17 protein-coding genes and 2 pseudogenes are annotated in these 19,449 nt (G+C 57.3%); 5 read left to right on the top strand and 14 right to left on the bottom strand.

The window, feature by feature from the left end:
* Positions 1 to 68: 68 nt before the first annotated feature.
* From JCM15831_RS00655 to JCM15831_RS00640, 4 genes are all read right to left on the bottom strand, one after another.
* On the bottom strand, positions 69 to 938 hold the full coding sequence (locus tag JCM15831_RS00655) for a hypothetical protein (protein WP_156938675.1): 870 nt from the start codon (positions 936 to 938) through the stop codon (positions 69 to 71).
* Positions 939 to 1,012: 74 nt separating this feature from the next.
* Positions 1,013 to 1,213: a hypothetical protein gene (locus tag JCM15831_RS15530; RefSeq protein ID WP_156938674.1), complete on the bottom strand. Its 201-nt coding sequence runs from the start codon at positions 1,211 to 1,213 to the stop codon at positions 1,013 to 1,015.
* A 40-nt stretch (positions 1,214 to 1,253) separates the two neighbouring features.
* Positions 1,254 to 2,177, bottom strand: a complete 924-nt coding sequence (locus JCM15831_RS00650) for an AfsR/SARP family transcriptional regulator (protein WP_025821966.1) — start codon at positions 2,175 to 2,177, stop codon at positions 1,254 to 1,256.
* 734 nt (positions 2,178 to 2,911) lie between these two features.
* Complete coding sequence (locus JCM15831_RS00640; RefSeq protein ID WP_232227911.1) at positions 2,912 to 3,151, bottom strand: hypothetical protein; 240 nt, start codon at positions 3,149 to 3,151, stop codon at positions 2,912 to 2,914.
* Between the two features lie 282 nt (positions 3,152 to 3,433).
* Here JCM15831_RS00640 and JCM15831_RS00635 point away from each other — a divergent pair, with 282 nt between their 5' ends.
* On the top strand, positions 3,434 to 4,666 hold the full coding sequence (locus JCM15831_RS00635) for a dicarboxylate/amino acid:cation symporter (protein ID WP_232227918.1): 1,233 nt from the start codon (positions 3,434 to 3,436) through the stop codon (positions 4,664 to 4,666).
* An 18-nt stretch (positions 4,667 to 4,684) separates the two neighbouring features.
* Here the strand turns inward: JCM15831_RS00635 and JCM15831_RS15525 are convergent.
* Positions 4,685 to 6,099 (bottom strand): annotated as a pseudogene (locus JCM15831_RS15525) (amino acid permease).
* A 309-nt stretch (positions 6,100 to 6,408) separates the two neighbouring features.
* On the opposite strand from JCM15831_RS15525, the gene JCM15831_RS23510 reads away from it, so the two are divergent.
* Both JCM15831_RS23510 and JCM15831_RS23505 read left to right on the top strand, forming a co-directional pair.
* Positions 6,409 to 7,113, top strand: coding sequence for a dihydroxyacetone kinase subunit DhaK (locus JCM15831_RS23510; RefSeq protein WP_306301788.1), 705 nt, complete (start codon positions 6,409 to 6,411; stop codon positions 7,111 to 7,113).
* Positions 7,110 to 8,030 (top strand): DAK2 domain-containing protein, encoded by a 921-nt coding sequence (locus tag JCM15831_RS23505; protein ID WP_306301787.1) that lies wholly within the window; start codon positions 7,110 to 7,112, stop codon positions 8,028 to 8,030. Before JCM15831_RS23510 ends, JCM15831_RS23505 begins: the two co-directional genes overlap by 4 nt.
* Positions 8,031 to 8,174: 144 nt before the next feature.
* Here JCM15831_RS23505 and JCM15831_RS00615 read toward each other — a convergent pair whose 3' ends face one another.
* Positions 8,175 to 8,999, bottom strand: coding sequence for a fructosamine kinase family protein (locus JCM15831_RS00615; RefSeq protein ID WP_025821959.1), 825 nt, complete (start codon positions 8,997 to 8,999; stop codon positions 8,175 to 8,177).
* On the bottom strand, positions 9,000 to 9,467 hold the full coding sequence (locus JCM15831_RS00610; protein ID WP_035773528.1) for a low molecular weight protein-tyrosine-phosphatase: 468 nt from the start codon (positions 9,465 to 9,467) through the stop codon (positions 9,000 to 9,002).
* Between the two features lie 593 nt (positions 9,468 to 10,060).
* Between JCM15831_RS00610 and JCM15831_RS15515 the strand changes: the two genes are divergently transcribed.
* Positions 10,061 to 10,432, top strand: coding sequence for a DUF4870 family protein (locus tag JCM15831_RS15515; RefSeq protein WP_156938673.1), 372 nt, complete (start codon positions 10,061 to 10,063; stop codon positions 10,430 to 10,432).
* An 18-nt stretch (positions 10,433 to 10,450) separates the two neighbouring features.
* On the opposite strand, the gene JCM15831_RS00600 is transcribed toward JCM15831_RS15515, so the two are convergent.
* The 7 genes and pseudogenes from JCM15831_RS00600 to JCM15831_RS00570 form a co-directional block, all read right to left on the bottom strand.
* Complete coding sequence (locus JCM15831_RS00600) at positions 10,451 to 11,602, bottom strand: sensor histidine kinase (RefSeq protein ID WP_025821953.1); 1,152 nt, start codon at positions 11,600 to 11,602, stop codon at positions 10,451 to 10,453.
* A 6-nt stretch (positions 11,603 to 11,608) separates the two neighbouring features.
* Complete coding sequence (phoB, locus tag JCM15831_RS00595) at positions 11,609 to 12,304, bottom strand: phosphate regulon transcriptional regulator PhoB (RefSeq protein ID WP_025821951.1); 696 nt, start codon at positions 12,302 to 12,304, stop codon at positions 11,609 to 11,611.
* A complete protein-coding gene (phoU, locus tag JCM15831_RS00590; protein ID WP_025821948.1) occupies positions 12,301 to 13,017 on the bottom strand; it encodes a phosphate signaling complex protein PhoU in 717 nt (238 codons plus the stop codon). Before phoU ends, phoB begins: the two co-directional genes overlap by 4 nt.
* 30 nt (positions 13,018 to 13,047) lie before the next feature.
* Positions 13,048 to 13,854: a phosphate ABC transporter ATP-binding protein PstB gene (gene pstB, locus JCM15831_RS00585; protein ID WP_025821946.1), complete on the bottom strand. Its 807-nt coding sequence runs from the start codon at positions 13,852 to 13,854 to the stop codon at positions 13,048 to 13,050.
* A 19-nt stretch (positions 13,855 to 13,873) separates the two neighbouring features.
* Positions 13,874 to 14,742 (bottom strand): annotated as a pseudogene (pstA, locus tag JCM15831_RS15510) (phosphate ABC transporter permease PstA).
* Positions 14,739 to 15,713: a phosphate ABC transporter permease subunit PstC gene (pstC, locus tag JCM15831_RS00575; RefSeq protein ID WP_025821944.1), complete on the bottom strand. Its 975-nt coding sequence runs from the start codon at positions 15,711 to 15,713 to the stop codon at positions 14,739 to 14,741. The pseudogene pstA and the gene pstC overlap by 4 nt, the downstream one beginning before the upstream one ends.
* A 138-nt stretch (positions 15,714 to 15,851) precedes the next feature.
* Complete coding sequence (locus tag JCM15831_RS00570; RefSeq protein ID WP_025821942.1) at positions 15,852 to 16,820, bottom strand: glycosyltransferase family 2 protein; 969 nt, start codon at positions 16,818 to 16,820, stop codon at positions 15,852 to 15,854.
* Positions 16,821 to 16,939: 119 nt separating this feature from the next.
* On the opposite strand from JCM15831_RS00570, the gene JCM15831_RS00565 reads away from it, so the two are divergent.
* On the top strand, positions 16,940 to 19,444 hold the full coding sequence (locus JCM15831_RS00565) for a glycosyltransferase family 2 protein (RefSeq protein ID WP_025821940.1): 2,505 nt from the start codon (positions 16,940 to 16,942) through the stop codon (positions 19,442 to 19,444).
* The last annotated feature ends 5 nt before the right edge of the window (positions 19,445 to 19,449 follow it).

The raw sequence follows: 19,449 nt of genomic DNA, 5'->3' as shown, positions 1-19,449 counted from the left end.
GTACCCGCGTCCGGCTCTGAAAGCAATTCATATCGCGCCCACAGAGCCACGCCAAGCGGGGCGATGGTTTAACCTTTGGGGATATTCACCCGCTCGAGCTTGTCACGCAGCCATGCCTGCATGGAAGCTGGCAGATATTCGTGGCGTGACAACACCCCCTCGATCGTGATGTCGGGTGCCAGACGGAGAAGATGTCGCTTCACACGCTCGGTTTCCTCCCCCATATCCTGTGCCGCCAGGGCAGCAAGATAGTACAGGACCCCGGCAACACTTCTGGGATAAAGGCTCACGAACGCCGCGCCTGCCTGACGGGCTTCTTCAGCATTACCGGACACTTCAAGCACGAAGATACTGAACGGCTCCGAGAGAACGGCGAGGGGCTGAGACGCCCGCAAAGCCCGGAATTGCTGAATCTCTTCGAGAGCGACCTTGTTGTTCTCGCTCAAAAGCGCCTGCACCGCCCGGAGAGCATGAATCGACGGCGAAATCGCAATCGCCGGGAATACTCCATCCTCGCCTGTATATTCGGCCGTGAGCGCCTTCGCTTCATCAAGCTGCCCTGGAGTGAAGGTCCTCGTCAGCATGGAAAGCCAGACACCAAGCGGGTTGGACCGCAGCTGAATGGCCACGTATCCAGCTGCGGAGGCAATCTCTTCCATCTCTTCGCGAGAATCCCGCGTCCAGTTTTCCTGATAGAGAAAAAAACGAATCAGCGAGCGCACATAAAGAACGAAAACCGATTCCTGATCCGACTGATAGGCGCGCTCCACCAACTCTGCCAGCTCAGCCGTGAGTGTCACATCACAGCGCAGCAAAAGAGTGAGGGCACGGATGGCCATCTGGAAAGCGGACAACTCGGCAATCGGGCGCGACATCATCCGCTGCCCTTCGGAGAGGACAAGCGACCACTGGAGCGACTTCATCACATAGAAAAGCAAGGCCCGCTGCGCGCGCGTATCCTTTGGCAGCTCGAATCGATCCGCCCAGACAACGCTCCCTTCCTGACGCAAACTCAGCAGGCGAATGATGACATAGCTTCAGACGACTCATCATGAGGGCAATTTGCCCGAACCAGCCCCGAGATGACGTAATCCGTGCCGGGGTTATGCGTATTCCCTAAGAGTGGCCCCGTATCGCCCAGCGGTGTTTCAGGGAAAGGCACCACCGTGAAGGTCTGCAATCCGACAAGCTTGACCTCCAGACGCTCGGTCAACTCCGCTGCCAATGCCTCAGCGTGATCGCCACCCGTGGATTTAAGCGGAGCAACAGCAATTGAGCCCAGAGTACGCGGTGGTGAACCAGCAGAGAGGAAAGCCCCCTCTCCTCCATCGGGGAAAAAAGTCCGGCGTTTTCAGGACGCGCATCGGCATGGAGCATCGAGCATCGTTCTCGACGGATTGCCCATGATGCGTCTTGGAATAGGAATCGAAGGCGATACGTTCCTGCAGGCCGCGGACCAGCCCCATCGTTGCCGGGCCAGGAACTGTGCCGAGCTGGTCCTGAAAAAGCTGCACCACCTGATCGCCCAGAGTTGCCGCCTGAGCATATTCCCCTTTGGTCACCCAGGCCTGGATACGCGCGCGCCAGGCCGCCTCGTTAAGCCCGTCACGCATCAACAAATGATCGGCCGTCTCAAGGATTGTATCGGGATCGACCTGAGTGCGCAGGGCGCTCTCGAACAGCTGATAGATGTGACGGTTCAGGCGCGCTCTCTGGCCTTCGATCCATTCATTGAACGCCGGGTCGATTCCATTGAGCTCGCTCAGCAGAACTTCATTCGGAGCAGGCAATTCGCGCAGGATCGATTTGCCGCCATTGAGAATCCGTTCGACGTCTACCGAGGTCAGGGCAGGTTTGAGCGCGAGCGTATGGCGCTGCACATCGATCACGTCGACGCCAAGCGGGCTCAAGGCATCAAGAAGACGGTGGATTTCCTGCCTCAGTGACGCACGTGCCAGATCGTCCGGGCGTCGGCTCCACAAAAGCTCGGCTAAATGGGATCTGGCAACAGGCTTGCGATCCGATAAAGCAAGTATCGCGAGCAGCCCTTTTGTCTTTCCGCCGACAGGAAGAACGCTTTCACCAGTAAGCGTTGTCGCCTCAACGCGACCAATGAGTCGCAGACGCAGCAGGGTAGAGTCGGTTTTTGCAACGCCACGGAGGGCCAGATCGAACATTACTTCACGCTTTCTTTTCTGCACGCCTTATATCACATTTCCCAACTCGGTTTTTTTACGAAACGTATTCCCCACTTCAACATCCCGATCACGTTTAGGGAAGACGATAAAGGCCGAGACTGTTTTAGCTGACAATGGCCCCTTGGGGAAAATGCGCAGTAAAACCACCATCCTGCAAACACTAAGTGTTTCTTAATGCCCTATGTCGGCAGGGAACGGAACTTACTACAAGAAACAATCTTACTTTCACTTGCCAGTATTGCAACCGATGATGGTGAACAGAAAAATTTGAAAGAGAACAGCTTGATTGCTGCGCAAGCCCCCCCTAGAATGGAGATGGTGGTCCGCGTAGCTCAGCAGGATAGAGCACAGGATTCCTAGATAATTGGGCGCCTCGTTCGGAAACGGCGTGGTGGATCTGCTCAAATTCGGGGAACGCTCTGGCGCAAGCGTGCCAATCCCGAGCCAAGCGCTTTTCTGAAAAGAGAGGCGAAGGTGTAGAGACTGTACGGGCAGCACCTGTCGTCTGGCGAGCCAGACTATGGTGAAGAGACAGTCCAGACCACGAACGAAGCCTCCAGCCGGAGGCTTCGGCGGCGAAAGTCGAAGTGGGATGAATCCTGGGGCCGTGGGTTCGAATCCCGCCGCGGACACCATTCTCGACACTAAAGACAGCACCCACCTTCCCCCTCTTGCGGGCAAGGCTTGGTGTGTGTGTGCCAAGCCACAAAGAGTCAGAAAGAAAAAGCGGTGACTTCAGGTGCGAAAAGCGCGTGGAACAGCAGAGCCAAAAGAACCGCCGCGATCAACACGCCGAAAAGTCGACCGAATAAACGGAACGACAGAACAACGAGCACAAGGAGCAGCAAAGCCAGCAAGGCTGTCTGCACCTGGTGAGGCACACCAAGCGCCACCAATCCTCTCCTGCCTGCTTCTTCGATCGCCGCAATTACGGAAATAATGAGAGTGAACAAGCCAAGTATGAGGCCCGTGACTATTGCTATCGCACTCTGGATCACGCTTTGCCCCTCTCTCAACGCCTTTTGACGTCAGACTACCTGATATCCGTATGACCGAGATCATCGGCTCTCACAACGCGCAAAGTCGCCTTTCGATTTCGGCGCCTCGTCGGCAGCGCCCCTATCGGCCCACGAGCTCGAAGCTGTTGCGGGACCGTCATTTGATATCGAAGGGGATTATAGCCTAGACCCGTGCCTTCTGCAGGATAGGGAGCCCGAATGATGAAGCGCGTGAGCATGACTACATTGATCGTCATTGCAATGCTGCTCGGCATTGCCGTCGGAGCGGCGGCTCACAGTCTGGGAACTGATGCGGTCCAGCAACAAGCTATCGCGCATTATCTCTCAATTGGTTCGACCGTCTTTTTACGTCTCATCAAAATGATCATTGCCCCGCTCGTGTTCTCCACACTCGTCGTCGGCATCGGTCGTATGTCAGATGCGTCCTCCGTGGGACGCGTCGGGGCCAAGGCCATGATCTGGTTCGTCGGGGCTTCCCTGTTTTCGCTCACGCTTGGCATGCTTCTGGTCAATCTCTTTGGCCCGGGCATCGGCATGCACCGCCTTCAGGGTGCGATCACATCGCCGGTTGCGACGTCGGGGATGTCGCTCGACAGCTTCGTCAAACATATCGTTCCGGATTCGGTCTTTCGTGCCATGACCGACAACGAAATCCTGCAGATCGTGGTATTTTCCGTCTTTTTCGGCATTGCGTGCGCTGCTGCTCCTGACAAGGCCCGGGTTGTCATGGAGTGGACCGAGAGCCTGTCCCACATCATCCTGAGGGTCACGGGCTATGTCATGATGCTCGCACCGATCGCCGTTTTCTGTGCCATGGCGGCGACCATCACGACGAACGGACTTGGCGTCCTGATCAATTACGGGAAGTTTATGGGCGAATTCTACGTCGCCCTGTTTCTTCTCTGGTGTGCCCTGATCGCCGCGGCATTTCTCATCCTCGGACGCCCTGCAAAGCGACTGATCTCGCTGATGCGGGAACCTTTTCTGCTGGCATTTTCGACAGCCAGCTCGGAAGCCGCCTATCCGGTGATGCTCGAACAGCTTTCCCGCTTCCCTATTTCACGCCGCATTTCCTCTTTTGTGCTGCCGCTCGGCTATTCGTTCAATCTGGACGGCACGATGATGTATTGCACTTTTGCCAGCATCTTCATTGCTCAGGCCTATGATATCAGCCTTCCGTGGAGCACGCAGATTGTGATGCTTCTGACCCTGATGCTGACAAGCAAAGGTGTAGCAGGCATTCCCCGCGCCTCTCTGGTCGTAATTGCTGCGACGCTCAGTCAATTCAAACTGCCGGAGGAAGGTGTTCTCCTCATTATCGGCATCGACACATTTCTGGATATGGGACGTTCCGCCACGAATGTCGTGGGCAATTCTCTAGCGACCGCAGTGGTCGCCAAATGGGAGGGTCAACTCCCCAAAAACCTTGCTCAGCCCGCCGAGGGCTGAACAAATTCCGTCAAATGGTCAGGCGGCCTTTCGGCGGCTCAGAATAATCAGGCCCCAACCCAGAGCAAGAAGCAAGCAGATGAACGGGATCGCAATGACCGTATAGGTGCCCTCAGGATAATCGAGCGCCATCATCAGCACAACGAAGCCGAGAAAACCCAGAGTGAGCCAGGCCGTATAAGGCGCGCCCGGCATCCGGAAGCCCGCACTCTCGATCTGACCGTTATTGACCAGCTTACGCATGCGGATCTGACAAATCAGGATAAAGCTCCAGGTGCTGATAATCCCGAGCGCGGCAACATTGAGGACGATTTCGAACACCCGTGCCGGAATCAGGTAATTAAGACCGACACCCACGAGATACACGACAACCGTCGTCAGAATGCCAACATACGGGACTGACTGACGGTTCATCCTGGCCAGTGCGCGCGGTGCCGATCCCCCGAGAGCGAGGGCACGCAACACACGACCGGTGGAATACAGACCCGAGTTCAAGCTCGACAAAGCCGCGGTCAGAACAACGATATTCATGACCGTATCAACATGTGGCACGCCGAGAGCCTGGAAGAAGGTCACGAAAGGCTGACGCCTTTGTGATAGGCAGTCCAGGGCAGAAGGCAGACCAGCAGGATCACCGAACCGACATAGAAAAGGCCGATACGCCAGATCACACTATTGATGGCGCGAGGAATGATGTCCCGCGGATTTGCGCACTCTCCAGCCGCCGTGCCAACCAGCTCAATCGCCGAATAGGCAAAGACGACACCCTGCATCAAAAACAGGGCCGGCATGATTCCGTGGGGGAAGATGCCACCATTTTCCGAGATCAGGTGAAAGCCCGGCACCTCGCCACCAACAGGCATTTTCAGACCGAGAACGACGCAACCGAAAATCAGGAAGAGCGCAAGGGCAACCACCTTGATGAGCGAAAACCAGAACTCCAGCTCACCGAAATAGCGCACACCGATCATGTTCATGGTGCCGACAATACCGAGTGCGACCAGAGCGAACACCCATTGCGGCACATGCTCGAAGGTGCCCCAGAAATGCATGTAAAGCGCGACTGCCGTGATATCGACGATACCGGTCATCGCCCAGTTCAGAAAAGAAAGCCAGCCGGCTGCGTAGGCTGCTTTTTCACCGAGAAACTCACGGGCATAGGACACGAAACTGCCCGCACTGGGGCGATACATCACCAGTTCGCCAAGCGCCCTGAGAATGAGAAAGCAGAATAAGCCACAGACGAGGTAGTCGATCGCCAGAGACGGGCCTGCCTGTTGCAGGCGCGTTCCCGCACCCAGGAAGAGACCCGTACCAATGGCGCCACCGATGGCGATCATCTGGACCTGACGACGTCCCAGATCCTTGTGATATCCTTCATCCGTTTCTGGGGGCGGATGATGCGACGTGGATGGACTGTTCAAGCTCTGTATTCCTGACCCGGTTAACGAGATTTCTTGTTTAATCGTAACGATAACGACGATCGCTGCCAATCATTTACATGATGGATCCGGGAGCGACCATGGCCAACGGCACCGGCTCCGGGACGACTTTCCTCTCTAGGTAGCTTCAGGTCTCGCCCCTCTTGAAGAGCGCGTCGCGCGCGATACGTGCCGTCACATCAATGTGTCTCACCTCACCTCGATATGTCGTATTCGCGCATGATTTCAGCTCCTACTCTCTCCTCCTGAAGCGACATTCCCCGGCAAAAACCACACGGAAATTCGACGCGGAGACGAGACATGAAGCGGTTCTTCAACAAGCGCGACACCATTGTAGCAGAGGGACTCGAAGGGCTTTTACGCTCTTCCTACGGTGCCAAACTCTGTCGCCTGACAGGCGCAGACGACATTCATGTCATTCTCCGCAAAGACTGGAGCAAGGATCGTGTCGCTGTTCTCTCCGGCGGGGGCTCAGGCCACGAACCCGCTCATGCCGGATTTGTGGGAAAAGGCATGCTGACCGGCGCCGTTTGCGGCCAGCTTTTTGCCTCGCCCGGCGTCGATGCCATTCTCGCGGCCATTCGTTCCGTCACCGGCGAAGCAGGCTGCCTGCTCATCGTGAAGAACTATACAGGCGATCGCCTGAATTTCGGTATCGCCGCCGAGCAGGCCAAAGCTCTGGGTCTTGACGTTGAGGTCGTGATCATCGGCGATGACATCGCCCTGGGTCGGAACAGCAAGGCACGCGGCATCGCAGGCACCGTACTTGTCCACAAAATCGCTGGTGCCGCAGCAGAATCTGGCAAGTCTCTTGTCGAAGTCGCTGCGCTCGCCCGCAAGGCCGCGGCGTCACTTAGCTCCATCGGCCTCGCTCTGAGCGATTGCTCTGTCTACAATCCTGAGCAGGAGCCTCGCCTACGCGACGACGAGGCCGAACTCGGGCTTGGTATCCACGGTGAAGCCGGGATCGAACGCATTCCCCTGACAGGGCTCGACGCCTCATGACACGCGCGGCGGAAAAACTGGAAGCGTCTCTGCCACGTGAAGGCAGGTTCATCGTGCTTCTCAACATGCTGGGCAGTGTGCCCCCTCTTGAAGCCTATGCGCTGCTCGACGGTTTCTCGCGTACTGCGCTTGCTGCCCGGACCGATTGGATCATCGGTCCGGCTCCCGTTATGACCGCGCTCGACATGAACGGGTTTTCTCTCACGACCCTGCCGTCAGAGCCCGCCTTTCTCGACGCCTTGTCGAGCGATGCCGAGCCTCGTGCCTGGCCGGGACTGGCGCCCTACGCCCCAATCGCCACACTCCCGTTACCGCCCATGACCGACACATTCCTCGATACCCCATCGGAAAATACGATGCTGCGTCGGCTTATCGTCACGGGCGCCGAGGCCCTGATCGCGAGTGAAGCCAGACTGAATGCGCTCGATGCCAAATGTGGCGATGGCGATGCCGGCTCGACCTTTGCTGAATCGTCACGAGTCGTCCTGAAGTCGATCGACTCCCTGCCCCTCGCCTCTCCCCAAAAGGTGTTGTCGACCCTGGGTCGCTTGCTCGCACGCCATAGTGGCGGATCAAGCGGGGTTCTGTTGTCGATTTTGGCAACGACGGCTGGCAACGAACCAAGCTGGCGTCAGGGATTGCAAAAAGGTGCTGCACGCATGCAGGGCTATGGAGGGGCTCGAGCAGGCGACCGCACCATGCTCGATGCCCTCCTTCCAGCAATCGAGGCTCTTGAAGCTGGAAGTTCTTTGCACGAGGTGGCGCAGGCGTCACGTGCAGGTGCCGATGCGACGCGCAGCATGAAGGCGCGCGCTGGTCGCGCTTCTTATATCCCCGACGAACAACTGAAAGACATCCCGGATCCGGGAGCTGAAGCGATTGCTGTTCTCTTCGAAACCCTCGCCAAAGCGCTCTAGCGCTTATCGACCCGATTTCCTCCGGTCGGTGCAGGAAAAGCACTGATCGGAGAGGCAGGATGCCCGCAATTTTTAGATGCTCGGCGCATACGAAGACCGCTTTTGCCTTCAATCATGTCTCACGGGACTGGAGCCGAGGCTTCTTCAGACGTTCAGTCGGTCGAGCAGACTCTCGATCATGCCGAGATAGGAAGTTCCGAAAAGACGGTAATGCACGAGAGCAGGCCACAAACGATAGACGTCGATGCTTCGCTCGTATCCCTCTGGCAAACATCCATAGCTTTGCCAGAACGCCTCTGGCGGTGTTGAAAACAGTGTCAGCATGGCGAAGTCAGTGCTGGCATCTCCGATATAGCAAGCCGGATCGATCAGCACGCTTCGTACAGAGTAAGCCGATTGACCCGTCATGAGCACGTTCCCGCTCCAGAGGTCACCATGCAGGAGAGCCGCACGCGGCGTTCGAGGCAAAAGACCGTCGAGCCTGTCAGCAAGCCGGTTCACCCTGAACGCAAGCGTTTTGGGCAGAAAACCACTACAGGGCAGAAGACGATACTCGCGCCAGAAGCTGCACCAGTCCGCTGTCCAGCCGTTAGGGATCGGCATGGCGCCGAAAGCATAATTCCGATGCCATCCATAGCGGGAGGGCTGGCTCTTGTTATGAAGTGTAAAGAGAGACTTTCCCAAGGCCTTCCAGCCCTGCTCGGTCAGGCCGCACGCAGGCAGGTACTCCAGAATGAGCAGATCGCCCTGCGCTGTCAGAACATCTGGCGCCCCAGCCCCTGTTTCCGCGATTGCGCGTAACATCTCGGCCTCTGCCTCGGCGTCCCCCCCAAGCTTGACGACGACATCGCGACCTGAGGCAAAACGAAGGTGCCAAATCTCTGAGAGATCGCCGCCACTTAAAGGAAGCGCCTCGAACGCCGTGTTGTCCCCGAGGAGCACCGCCGCATGGTCGAGACGTGTCGTCATTCAGGAGTCCAGAGAGAAACTCGCAAGGCTCGCGCAACCGAGCGCGATTTCCTGCCAGGCCGTCTCAAAATCGACCTCTTTTCCGTAGAAGGGATCTGAAATCTCTTCACCGCGCCGCTCGGGAACGTAGTCAAGCAGCAGACGGATACGGTCTTGCTCGGTCTCGGGCGCAAGACGACGCAAGGCGCGCATATGCCCTGAATCCAGCGCGATGATATGGTCAAACCGCTCGAAATCTTCTTCCTGCACCTGCCTGGCAACGTAGGAATCGATATCGAGCCCATGACGTTTGGCCACGCGGCGCGCCCTGACATCCGGGGCCTCGCCAACATGCCAGACCCCGGTGGCCGCTGAATCGATGTCCAGCGCCAGACCACGCTTGGACGCTTCAGCGCGCATCGCCGCCTCAGCAAGGGGCGAACGGCAGATATTGCCTGTGCAGACAAACAGGAACGAAGGCAAAGGCATAGCAGTAATCCCGCGCTATCACTTGTTTCAGTCGGAGGCCGTCTTTTCAATCCGGGTCCGAAAGCATCCCTGCAGAATAAACAGCTCACGGCCATTGAAAATGCCAGACCGTATCAAGACTTTGCTACCGGTTCGGCATGGAACTTTTCAGCGTCGGCGCGCGACATGGCCAGCCAGGCAGAATGCCGTCACCGGTGCCACCAGAAACCGGCAAAAACGTTGCCTTCTGAGCTAGTCCGGGCTCCTAGGCGCATCGAAGTCTCCCGAAATCGACTGTTCTGGTGAAGATCTGAGCCATCCCAAGACCTGACCTGCATTGGTCTGATCAGACTCAGGAGCTGACTTGTTTGTGGCCAATCACCGAACTTCCTCAGGATGGGGCACTCACAGTGAAGCCGGTCTTTGTCCGGTTCCGGGCCTGCGAGAGCGGCGTCGCTGAACGAAGCCCCCCACCGGACAGCTGGGTCACACGCAAAGAAGAAACCATGTCGCCAATGAGTTTTTTGTAACATCTCGGCCCCTCTTCAGGATACCCTGAAGGAACGACCCAATCCCGTCTTTGCCACCGCATGACCAAAGGACCGAAACATCACATGCAATACGGTTTTTCTGAGCCCTGGCCTAATCCTCAACGTGCCGAACGCGCGAAACGATGGGCGTGGACCGTTCACATACTTTTTGTTGCGTCATTCTTTTTCGGAATTACCAGCATCCCCGGCGTCATCGTCGCTTATTTCAAGCGCGGTGAAGCACGAGGCACAATTTACGAGAGCCATTTCACCTACGCTATCCGCACATTCTGGCTGGGTCTTTGCGGAGCGATCATTGCCGGGGTTCTTTGCCTGATTCTGGTTGGCTATGTGCTCTTCGGGCTGCTTTTCATCTGGTGGTTGATCCGGGTCATCCGTCCGATTATCGCTCTTGTCGATGAGTCGGCGATCCGCAAACCACAAGGCTGGTTCTGAGAAAAACCACCCGACCTGTCAGCTTGTTCTGGGCAGCCAGACCCGGCAGGTCATCCCTTTTCCAGGGGCGCTCTCGATACGCAACCGCCCTCCATGGCGATCGACGATGTGCTTGACGATCGCAAGACCGAGGCCGGTGCCGGTCTGCGATGCAGTCACGCGTCCCTCTACCCGATAGAAACGCTCTGTCAGACGGGGGACATGCTGCGCATCCACCCCACGTCCATTATCGGCAACGGTGATCTCGACGCCCTTGCCATTATCAGCAGTGATGCCGACTCGGATCTCGACATCCTGCCCGGCATATTTGAGAGCGTTTTCGATCAGGTTAAGCAGAACCTGAACAATCTGGTCTTCATCGGCCGGAAAAAGAAGATCCTCCTCGGTCGGCAAGAGGATCAGTCTGGCCTCCGATGAACGGATCAGAATCTGGGTGTCCTCGAGCAGACGATCCATAATGTCCTGTGCCGCCACCATGTCATGCGGGCGCATATGTTCCAGACGTTGCACTCGAGACAGATAGAGAAGACGCTCGATCAGACGCTCCATCCGGGCTGCCTGAGCGGCCATGACCGCCAGAAACTGCTGTTGCGCCGCAGGATCGTCAGAAGCGGGTCCCTGCAGAGTTTCGATGAACCCGATGAGCGAAGCGAGAGGCGTTCGGAGTTCATGGCTGGCATACGCGACAAAATCGGCGCGCATCCGGTCGACCACCTCAAACTCCGAGCAGTCTTCCAGAACGGCAAGAACCCCCTCATCCCAGCCGATGCCCTTGGCGAACCGCTCCGACCATTTGCGGAAGGTGACCTGAACGATGCGCCGCACCGGCACGTCCAGCTCGACGCGGGTCACAACCCCCGTCTCCGGGGTGAGCGTCGCCAGGACCGACTGTACTGCGGGGTGCCGGATAACGGCCCCTAGTGCATCTCCAAAGGTTGAATGCGCCACACGATTAGCATGGAAGATGCGCCCCCCCTGATCCAGCAGGACTGCCGGGATGGGCAGAAGCTCGCAGAAAGCCGGTGCCTGAGGCGCCTCGTTCTGCACCGGCCTGGACTTGAGCACACTTGCCTCGGCCAGATTGGCTCGACGCCGCCAGGATCTCCAGGAGACGCCCCAGCCCAGCAGGGAAAGTCCCAGCAGGACCGCAAGAACTGCGGGAAGCGTCACGCTGCCTCAGGCCTGATCGTCGAGCGCATAACCGGCGGATCGCACGGTTCTCACATAATCCATTTCATGATCCAGATTGAGCGCGCGTCGCAAGCGTCTGATGTGAACATCGATTGTGCGCAATTCGACATGCACATTCGAACCCCAGACCTTTTGCAGAAGATCTTCACGCGAGAAAACCCGCCGGGGATGCCGCATCAAAAATTCAAGCAGACGAAACTCTGTCGGACCCAGGGTCAGAGACCGGCCATCACGTTCTGCCCGATGGGTCTGCAGATCGAGCTGCAGATCCGCAAAGCTCAGGACGTTCTGCTTGACCGGCTGGGTGCGGCGCAGCAGCGCGCGCAGACGGGCATCCAGAGCCTCGATGCTGCAGGGCTTCGCAATATAATCATCGGCTCCGCTATCGAGGCCGCGAATGCTATCCTGCTCGTCGGCGCGAGCCGTCAGCATCAAGACAGGCAGATCATGCAGATTGGGCATTCCTCTGACCTTACGGCAGAGATCTAACCCCGACATGCCTGGCAGCATCCAGTCAAGCACAAGAGCATCGGGACGCGTGCGAGATATGGATTCCAGCGCTTGCTCAGCCTCTGAAAAAGCCGAGACTTCGTAGCCCAGCTTGTCCAGATTATAACGGATCATCAATTGAAGAGACGGATCGTCCTCGACGACGACAATCTTCACCAGCGCAGCACTCATCGCGAAACCACATCTTCCCCGTTGGAGAGCCCGCCGCGCGGACGCACTGCCGGCAGGTTGTCGCCAGTCACAGCATAATAAACACGCTCGGCAATATTGGTCGTGTGATCGCCGATACGCTCGAAATTTTTAGCAATGAAGAGCAGATGCGTACATGGGCTGATATTGCGTGGATCTTCCATCATGTACGTGACGAGTTCACGGAACATCGCGGTGTAATACTCGTCGACTTCACGATCAGCCTGCCACACTTCCAGGGCGCGATCATCGTCCTGCTGGGTAACGGCATCTATGACGCGACGCAGATTTTCCTGCACCAGTCGCCCCATGCTTCTGAGGCCTGAAAGCGAAATCTGACGATCAGCGAGATCGAAGCGCTGGCTGCGTCGTGCAATTGACGCCGCGTAATCTCCGATGCGCTCGAGATCCCCGGTAATCTTGAGCGCTGCCACAATCTCACGCAGATCGCCCGCCATGGGGCTTCGAAGGGCGAGCAGACGAATAGCCAGCGCTTCAACATCGCGTTCCAGCAGATCGACCTGAGGATCCTGAGCGGGCGCTGCCTGAGCGGCATCCTCGTCATGCTCGGTCACAGCAGCCACAGCCTGCGCCACCTGACTTTCGACGATCCCGCCCATGCGCGCCATCATGGCACGCATCCGGTCCAGTTCCTGCTCGTAGCTTTTGACGGTGTGAAGGCTATCAGTTGGCATCTTTTTCTGTCCCTACCGCTTGGGGAAAACTTAACCGAAACGCCCGGTAATATAATCCTGCGTCTGCTTCTGACGCGGATTGGTGAACATCCGGTCCGCACTATCCATTTCAATCAAGGAACCCAGATAGAAAAAGCCAACCTGATCGGCACAGCGTGCCGCTTGCTGCATGTTGTGCGTCACGATCGCAATCGTGAAATCCTGCTTGAGCTCATCGAGCAACTCCTCAATGCGCGCCGTCGAAATCGGATCGAGCGCTGAAGTTGGCTCATCCAGAAGCAGGACTTCAGGCTTGGTCGCGATACTACGAGCGATACAAAGGCGTTGCTGCTGGCCTCCAGACATTCCCGTCGCCGGTTCTTTCAAGCGGTCGCGCACTTCTTTCCAGAGGGCGACACGGGTCAGGGCATCCTCGACGCGTCCATCGAGCTCGGAGCGCGAAAGCTTTTCATGCAAGCGAACGCCGAAGGCGATGTTGTCGTAAATCGACATCGGGAATGGCGTCGGTTTCTGGAACACCATACCGATACGCGACCGCAGCGTGTTGAGATCGAGCGAAGGGTCGAGAATATTGGCGCCATCGAACAGGACAGACCCCGTCGCCTTCTGACCGGGATACAGGTCGTACATTCTGTTGAAGATACGCAGGAGCGTCGATTTACCGCAACCAGACGGGCCAATCATGGCCGTCACGCTCTGCTTGCGGAAATCCATATTAATGGATTTGAGAGCCTGTTTTTCGCCGTAATAGAAGTCGAGCCCACGCACAGCCAGAGCGGCTTCCGGCGCATCGATATTCTGCGGTGGGAATGAGGGATCCTGCAGGGCTTCGCTCATGAGCGTAACGTCCTCTTGCTTACGATTGTTTGCTGCGGAAGCCGAACCGCACGATGATATTGATGCTGAGAACGCCCAGCGTCACGAGAAGCGCACCTGTCCAGGCAAGGCGCACCCAATCGTCATAGGACGCGCCCGCATATTGGTAGATGGCAATGGGCAAACTCGCCATGGGTTTATCAAGACTGAAGGACCAGTTCTGATTGCCAAGCGAGGTGAAGAGTAGCGGAGCCGTCTCACCGCTGACGCGTGCGAGGGCGAGCAGGATGCCTGTCAACACGCCGGCGCTGCCGAGCGGAGACACAGGAACAGAACAACACGCCAATGCGCAGCCCCGAGCGCAGAGCCCGCCTCGCGCATCGCCACAGGAACGAGACGCAACATATCTTCCGTTGTACGAACGATGATCGGCACTGCGAGGATCGCAAGCGCGACTGATCCAGCCAGACCCGAAAAATGTCCAAACGGCGCTACGAGAACGAGATAGACGAACAGACCGATCAGGATCGACGGCGCAGAGAGAAGCACGTCGGAGACGAAACGCACCGAGGTGGCAAATTTCGACCCACGGCCGAATTCAGAGAGATAGATACCGCACCCCAGTCCGACCGGCGTGGCCATAAGCAACGCGACCCCTGTCTGGATCACACTCCCGACGATTGCATTGGCCAGGCCACCATTGCTACCCGGCGGCCCCATCGGATGCATCAGCGCAGCAATAGACAGACCGGCAAGACCGTTACGCAGCAGCGTCCACAAGATGGAAACCAAGGCGATCACGAGAATGCCGGTAGCGGCAAAACTTGCTCCAGTGGCCAGCCGATCCATGATCAGGCGCTGCGTCGCGCGGGGATCCTTGCGCCATCCCTGCCCTTTAGGCTTGCTCATGCGTTTTTCTCCCGCAGCAGCCAGCGCGCAATGGCAAGAGTGGTGAAGGAAAGCAGCATCAGGATAAAACCCAGAGCCAGCAAGGAAGAAAGTTTGAGACTGCCCGCCGCACTCTCGGGAAATTCGAGGGCAACGAGGGAAGCCACTGTGTTGCGTGGAGCGAAGAGTGACCAGCCAATCGTATTGGCATTACCGATCACGAAGGTCACAGCCATGGTCTCGCCAAGTGCGCGCCCCATGCCCAGTACCACGCCGCCGATCATGCCTGCACGCGACCACGGAACGATCACACGTCGCATCACTTCCCAACGTGTCGCGCCCAATCCATAGGCGCTCTCCTTGAGCATCGGCGGCATGACGGCAAACACATCGCGCATCACCGCCGTCACGAAAGGCGTAATCATAACAGCCAGCACCAGCCCGCCGGTGAGCAGACCGTAGCCGAAAGGGGCACCGTGCACGAGCCAGCGAATACCTGGTACGTGACCGAAATGATGGCGGAAGAAAGGCTGAACGTGCTGCGCCATAAAAGGCACCACAATGAAGAAGCCCCACATGCCGAAAATGATCGAGGGCACCGCCGCCAGAAGCTGAACAGCCGTCCCAACCACACCAGCCACCATGGGCGGCGCGATATTCGTGAGCCAGAAGGCCGCACCGAAGGCGAGCGGCACGCCGATGATCACCGCAATCAGCGTCGAACCGATCGTACCGAAGACGGGAGCAAGCGCACCATAGGTGTTCGAAACCGGATTCCACACATTGCTGAAAACGAATGACGGACCGAAAGTGGCAAAGGCCTTGCTTCCACCAACCGCCATCGTGAGGACCAACCCTCCAAGCGAGACAAGAACCAGAAGCGCACAGGCGCCCACCAGCAGACGGAAAAGCCGATCGCCTTTCCAAAAGGGAGTTTTCCGGGCTTCCTGGAGGGGGGCAGGCTGGGTCCGCGGAGCGGCAGCGCTAGTCATTCGGTCAGTTCGTCCTGGCTCAGACAAGAAGTAAACAATATCTAAACGGCACCCGGTGCCAGTCTGTCGTGTAGCTTCCCCGCATTGATGAGACAACAAGCCTCGCCAGGCAAGCGCTATGAATATTTCATGACAGACCTAGAGGTGCCGTCCTTCGCACCACCCATGCAGAAGATAGTGCATCAAGGGACCAGGCGGCCAGGCTTCCACATCTGCATAGTGCTCCCGATAGGCGCTGCCTGACCAGGGCTGCGCCATCTGTCTGTCTCTTATCAGGACCGGACCATTCGCAAGATGCGTATTGAGGGCCGAGGCGGACCTCGCCCATGGCAGATAGAGCTGCAACAGCGCATTGTAACGTGTGAGATAATGCGCTTCATCGTTGAGCAATACCCCGACGAGGTGGCGACCAGGCATGTTGGGCAACTCCGCGAAACGCAGGAGCGCAGCCCGATCGTCAGGGTTGAGCAGGGAACTTGAGAGCTTGAGGCGCGCCCGACGCTGCATCTCCGGAAATTCATGGTTGTGAAAATGAAGATACGAAAACCGGGTTAATGCAAAACCCGAAGCGAGCCGTGAAGATGGATTGTGCTGACCGTTATCTACAACGGCCACACTGCCCGACGGAAGAAACCCTTTAATGAAACCCGTATCGAGCGCGAACCAGCCAGGCTTGGAAGGAACATTGAACAGCGAACTCCCGATCCTGAGCGCACGCTTTTCCCCAAGATGACATACAAATTCCTGCAAGATACGCTCGCGGCTTGTCGAGATTCCCTCGTCATCGATCACCACCAGAAACTCGTCGCAATCGACCGGCAAGGCAAAATCATAATCACCTTGCCGATCCCACTCACGAAACTGCTCTGCGAAGTGCAGACCCTTGCCATGAAAATCCGCAGGGTCAGGGCGATCGCGCCTGACCGACGCCCCGCATTTCTCAGCGTGAGCAAGCAGATGCACCGTCAGGGGATCGACTGAACCATTGTCGAAAATGGTCAATGCCGGAAATCCAAAGATCTGGCCGTAATAGGAGAGCCAGGCCATGAGCATAGGGCCCTCGTCGCGTTGCATCATCACAACACGAATTCGGGGTGGCCCGCTCATGATAAGATCCCCCTCGCACGCAGTTCAGGCATTCATCTAGCCTTCGCAGACGAAGTGCGGCATTTCAGACTGCAACGAACAGAAAACTTCTGCGATCCGCCCGAAACGAGAGACAGAAAATGACAGCTGCCCCAGCCAACAGCCCTTTCATCGGTTATTGCGACGGTCTTCAAAGCGATATCCTGATCGGGTGGGCAGTCAACAGACGAGACCCTGCGACGCCGGTGCGTCTCCATATTCTGATCGACGGCCAGGAAATCGCCCAGATTCTTGCTGAAGAATCGCGGTCCGACGTTCAGGATGCCCTCAAAACACCTCATGACAGACTCGGGTTCAATTTTTCCATTCCCGTAACATTCATGGATGGAAAGCCTCATCAAATCTCTATTCGCCTTCCAGATCGATCAGTATTACCCATAACGGATCAAACTATACCTGAAGGAAAAAGACTATTTCAGGTTTTTAACCTAGAGTCACGACCCGAATACTCAAGTTGTGTTGATGGCATCAAGCAAGGTGCCCTCAAAGGCTGGATCCTGCAGAAGCTCCCGGGCGAGGAGGAGTGGCGCGGTGACTGCGTCGTGTCCGTCACAGCCAATAATGTGCTGGTGGCCCAGGTCAGAGCCGATCGTTATCGAGGCGATGTCGCCGCAGCCATCGGCTGCAATCCGAATTGCGGCTTCGATATCCCTATCCCGCAGCGCTTTCGCGGCTCGTCGCCGCGCAGCTTTTCGGTCAAGGTCCTGCCCGAAGGGGACGAGCTCATGGGAAGCCCGTTCATCAGTTCGATCGCCGACGACGCGCTCGAAACCCGACTGCTCGATATTGCCGACACGATCGATCGCCTTCATCGGGAACTCACCAAATTACGGACGGAGATACGCAGCGCGATCCCGCAGGCGGGCTTCAACCTCGGCAACTACGATCGCTGGGCGACACTTTACTATACGGCCTTGCGCGAACGCACCGCCATGGCCCGCGTGAAAGCCCCTCTCAAAGATGAGCCGCTCATCAGCATTCTGTGTCCCACATACAGACCTTTGAAAGCCGACTACATCACGGCAATCGAGTCCGTCATCGGTCAAAGCTGGCGTAACTGGGAGCTGATCCTGATCGATGACGGCATGGTCTGCCCCCAGACAACCGCCCTGATGCAGAGTTATGCCGACCGCGACAGCCGGATCCGCATTCTGCCTCTGAGCAAAAATCTTGGCATCTCGGGCGCGACCAATGAAGGGATGATGGCCGCCAAGGGCGAGTACACCGTCTTTTTCGATCATGACGACATGCTCGTCGATGTCGCCCTCGAAACCATGGTTCGCAGGGTGCAGGAAACGGGCGCCCTCCTGCTCTATTCGGATGAAGACAAGGTCGATCAGGCCAATAATTGGCAATCACCGAACTTCAAGCCGGACTTCAACTATCGTTATCTGCTTGGCTGCAATTATATCTGCCACCTGACGATGATCGACACCGCGACGATGCGGCAGATCGGCCTGCTCCGCGCCGATTATGATGGCGCGCAGGATCATGATTTCATTCTTCGCGCCTCTGAATTACTCCCTCACGACAAAATCGCCCATGTCGAAGAGCTGCTCTATCACTGGCGCATGACCCCCAATTCGACAGCGGTCGCCGTAGGCAACAAGACCTACGCCATTGCCGCTGGTGTGAAGGCTGTCTCGGATCACCTCGCCCGACGTGGCTTCAACGCTGACGTGTCGTCGATCAATGGGCTGACACTTTACCGCGTGGACTGGAAACTCTCTGAAACGCCGTCGATCTCGATCATCATCCCGTTCAAGGATCAGATCGACATTACGCAGCGCTGCGTGGAAAATCTGCTGAAGCACACCGACTACGCCAGTTTCGAGATCGTCCTCGTCGACAACTGGTCTGTCACACCGCAGGCCGCGTCTTTCATCGAGACATTCAGTAAGCATGACAGGGTACGCTTTCTGACGATCGAGGAGCCGTTCAACTATTCGCGGCTGAACAACATCGCCGCCCAGACCTGCCAGTCAGAGTTTCTCCTTTTCCTGAACAACGACGTTTTCGTCGAACAGCGCAATTGGCTTCGCCTGATGGTGAACGAGGCACTCGCCGGTGATCGGGTTGCTGCTGTGGGCGCGCGACTGCTCTACCCCAACCAGACCATCCAGCATGCCGGTGTCGTGGTCGGACCGGCTGGGGTCGGTGCCCACGCCCATAGAGGCTGCGGGCCGGAAGATTACGGCTATATCGGGCGTATTCTTCTCAGCCATGAAGTCACAGCCGTGACCGCCGCCTGCATGCTTGTCAGGCGTGAGGTCTTCGAAGAAGTCGGGCGGTTCGACGAAAAAGATCTCAAGATCGCGTACAATGACGTCGATCTCTGCCTGCGTATCCGTAGCGCTGGCCACCGGATCATCTATTGCGCCGAAGCCGTCGCGTCTCACCATGAGAGCCTGACACGTGGTTCAGATGACGTCCCGGAACACGAAGCCCGTTTCTTCGAAGAAGGGCAGGTCATGCAAAAAAGATGGACCGGCCACGCGCTTTATGAACGCGACCCCGCTTACCCGCGCTTCTTCACGGTCGATCTGCAGCCCTTTTTCGATCTCGTCGATCCGTCGAGCACCTAAGAAAA

This window comes from Asaia astilbis JCM 15831, assembly GCF_000613845.1.
Lineage (GTDB): Bacteria > Pseudomonadota > Alphaproteobacteria > Acetobacterales > Acetobacteraceae > Asaia > Asaia astilbis.
This window is presented reverse-complemented; position numbering and strand designations above follow the sequence as displayed.

Bases quoted from the DNA above. Each gene is read 5' to 3' on its own strand.
- JCM15831_RS00650 (WP_025821966.1), bottom strand. From the start codon at position 2,177: ATGTTCGATCTGGCCCTCCGTGGCGTTGCAAAAACCGACTCTACCCTG.
- JCM15831_RS00635 (WP_232227918.1), top strand. From the start codon at position 3,434: ATGACTACATTGATCGTCATTGCAATGCTGCTCGGCATTGCCGTCGGA.
- JCM15831_RS23510 (WP_306301788.1), top strand. From the start codon at position 6,409: ATGAAGCGGTTCTTCAACAAGCGCGACACCATTGTAGCAGAGGGACTC.
- JCM15831_RS23505 (WP_306301787.1), top strand. From the start codon at position 7,110: ATGACACGCGCGGCGGAAAAACTGGAAGCGTCTCTGCCACGTGAAGGC.
- JCM15831_RS00615 (WP_025821959.1), bottom strand. From the start codon at position 8,999: ATGACGACACGTCTCGACCATGCGGCGGTGCTCCTCGGGGACAACACG.
- JCM15831_RS00610 (WP_035773528.1), bottom strand. From the start codon at position 9,467: ATGCCTTTGCCTTCGTTCCTGTTTGTCTGCACAGGCAATATCTGCCGT.
- JCM15831_RS15515 (WP_156938673.1), top strand. From the start codon at position 10,061: ATGCAATACGGTTTTTCTGAGCCCTGGCCTAATCCTCAACGTGCCGAA.
- phoB (WP_025821951.1), bottom strand. From the start codon at position 12,304: ATGAGTGCTGCGCTGGTGAAGATTGTCGTCGTCGAGGACGATCCGTCT.
- phoU (WP_025821948.1), bottom strand. From the start codon at position 13,017: ATGCCAACTGATAGCCTTCACACCGTCAAAAGCTACGAGCAGGAACTG.
- pstB (WP_025821946.1), bottom strand. From the start codon at position 13,854: ATGAGCGAAGCCCTGCAGGATCCCTCATTCCCACCGCAGAATATCGAT.
- pstC (WP_025821944.1), bottom strand. From the start codon at position 15,713: ATGACTAGCGCTGCCGCTCCGCGGACCCAGCCTGCCCCCCTCCAGGAA.
- JCM15831_RS00570 (WP_025821942.1), bottom strand. From the start codon at position 16,820: ATGAGCGGGCCACCCCGAATTCGTGTTGTGATGATGCAACGCGACGAG.
- JCM15831_RS00565 (WP_025821940.1), top strand. From the start codon at position 16,940: ATGACAGCTGCCCCAGCCAACAGCCCTTTCATCGGTTATTGCGACGGT.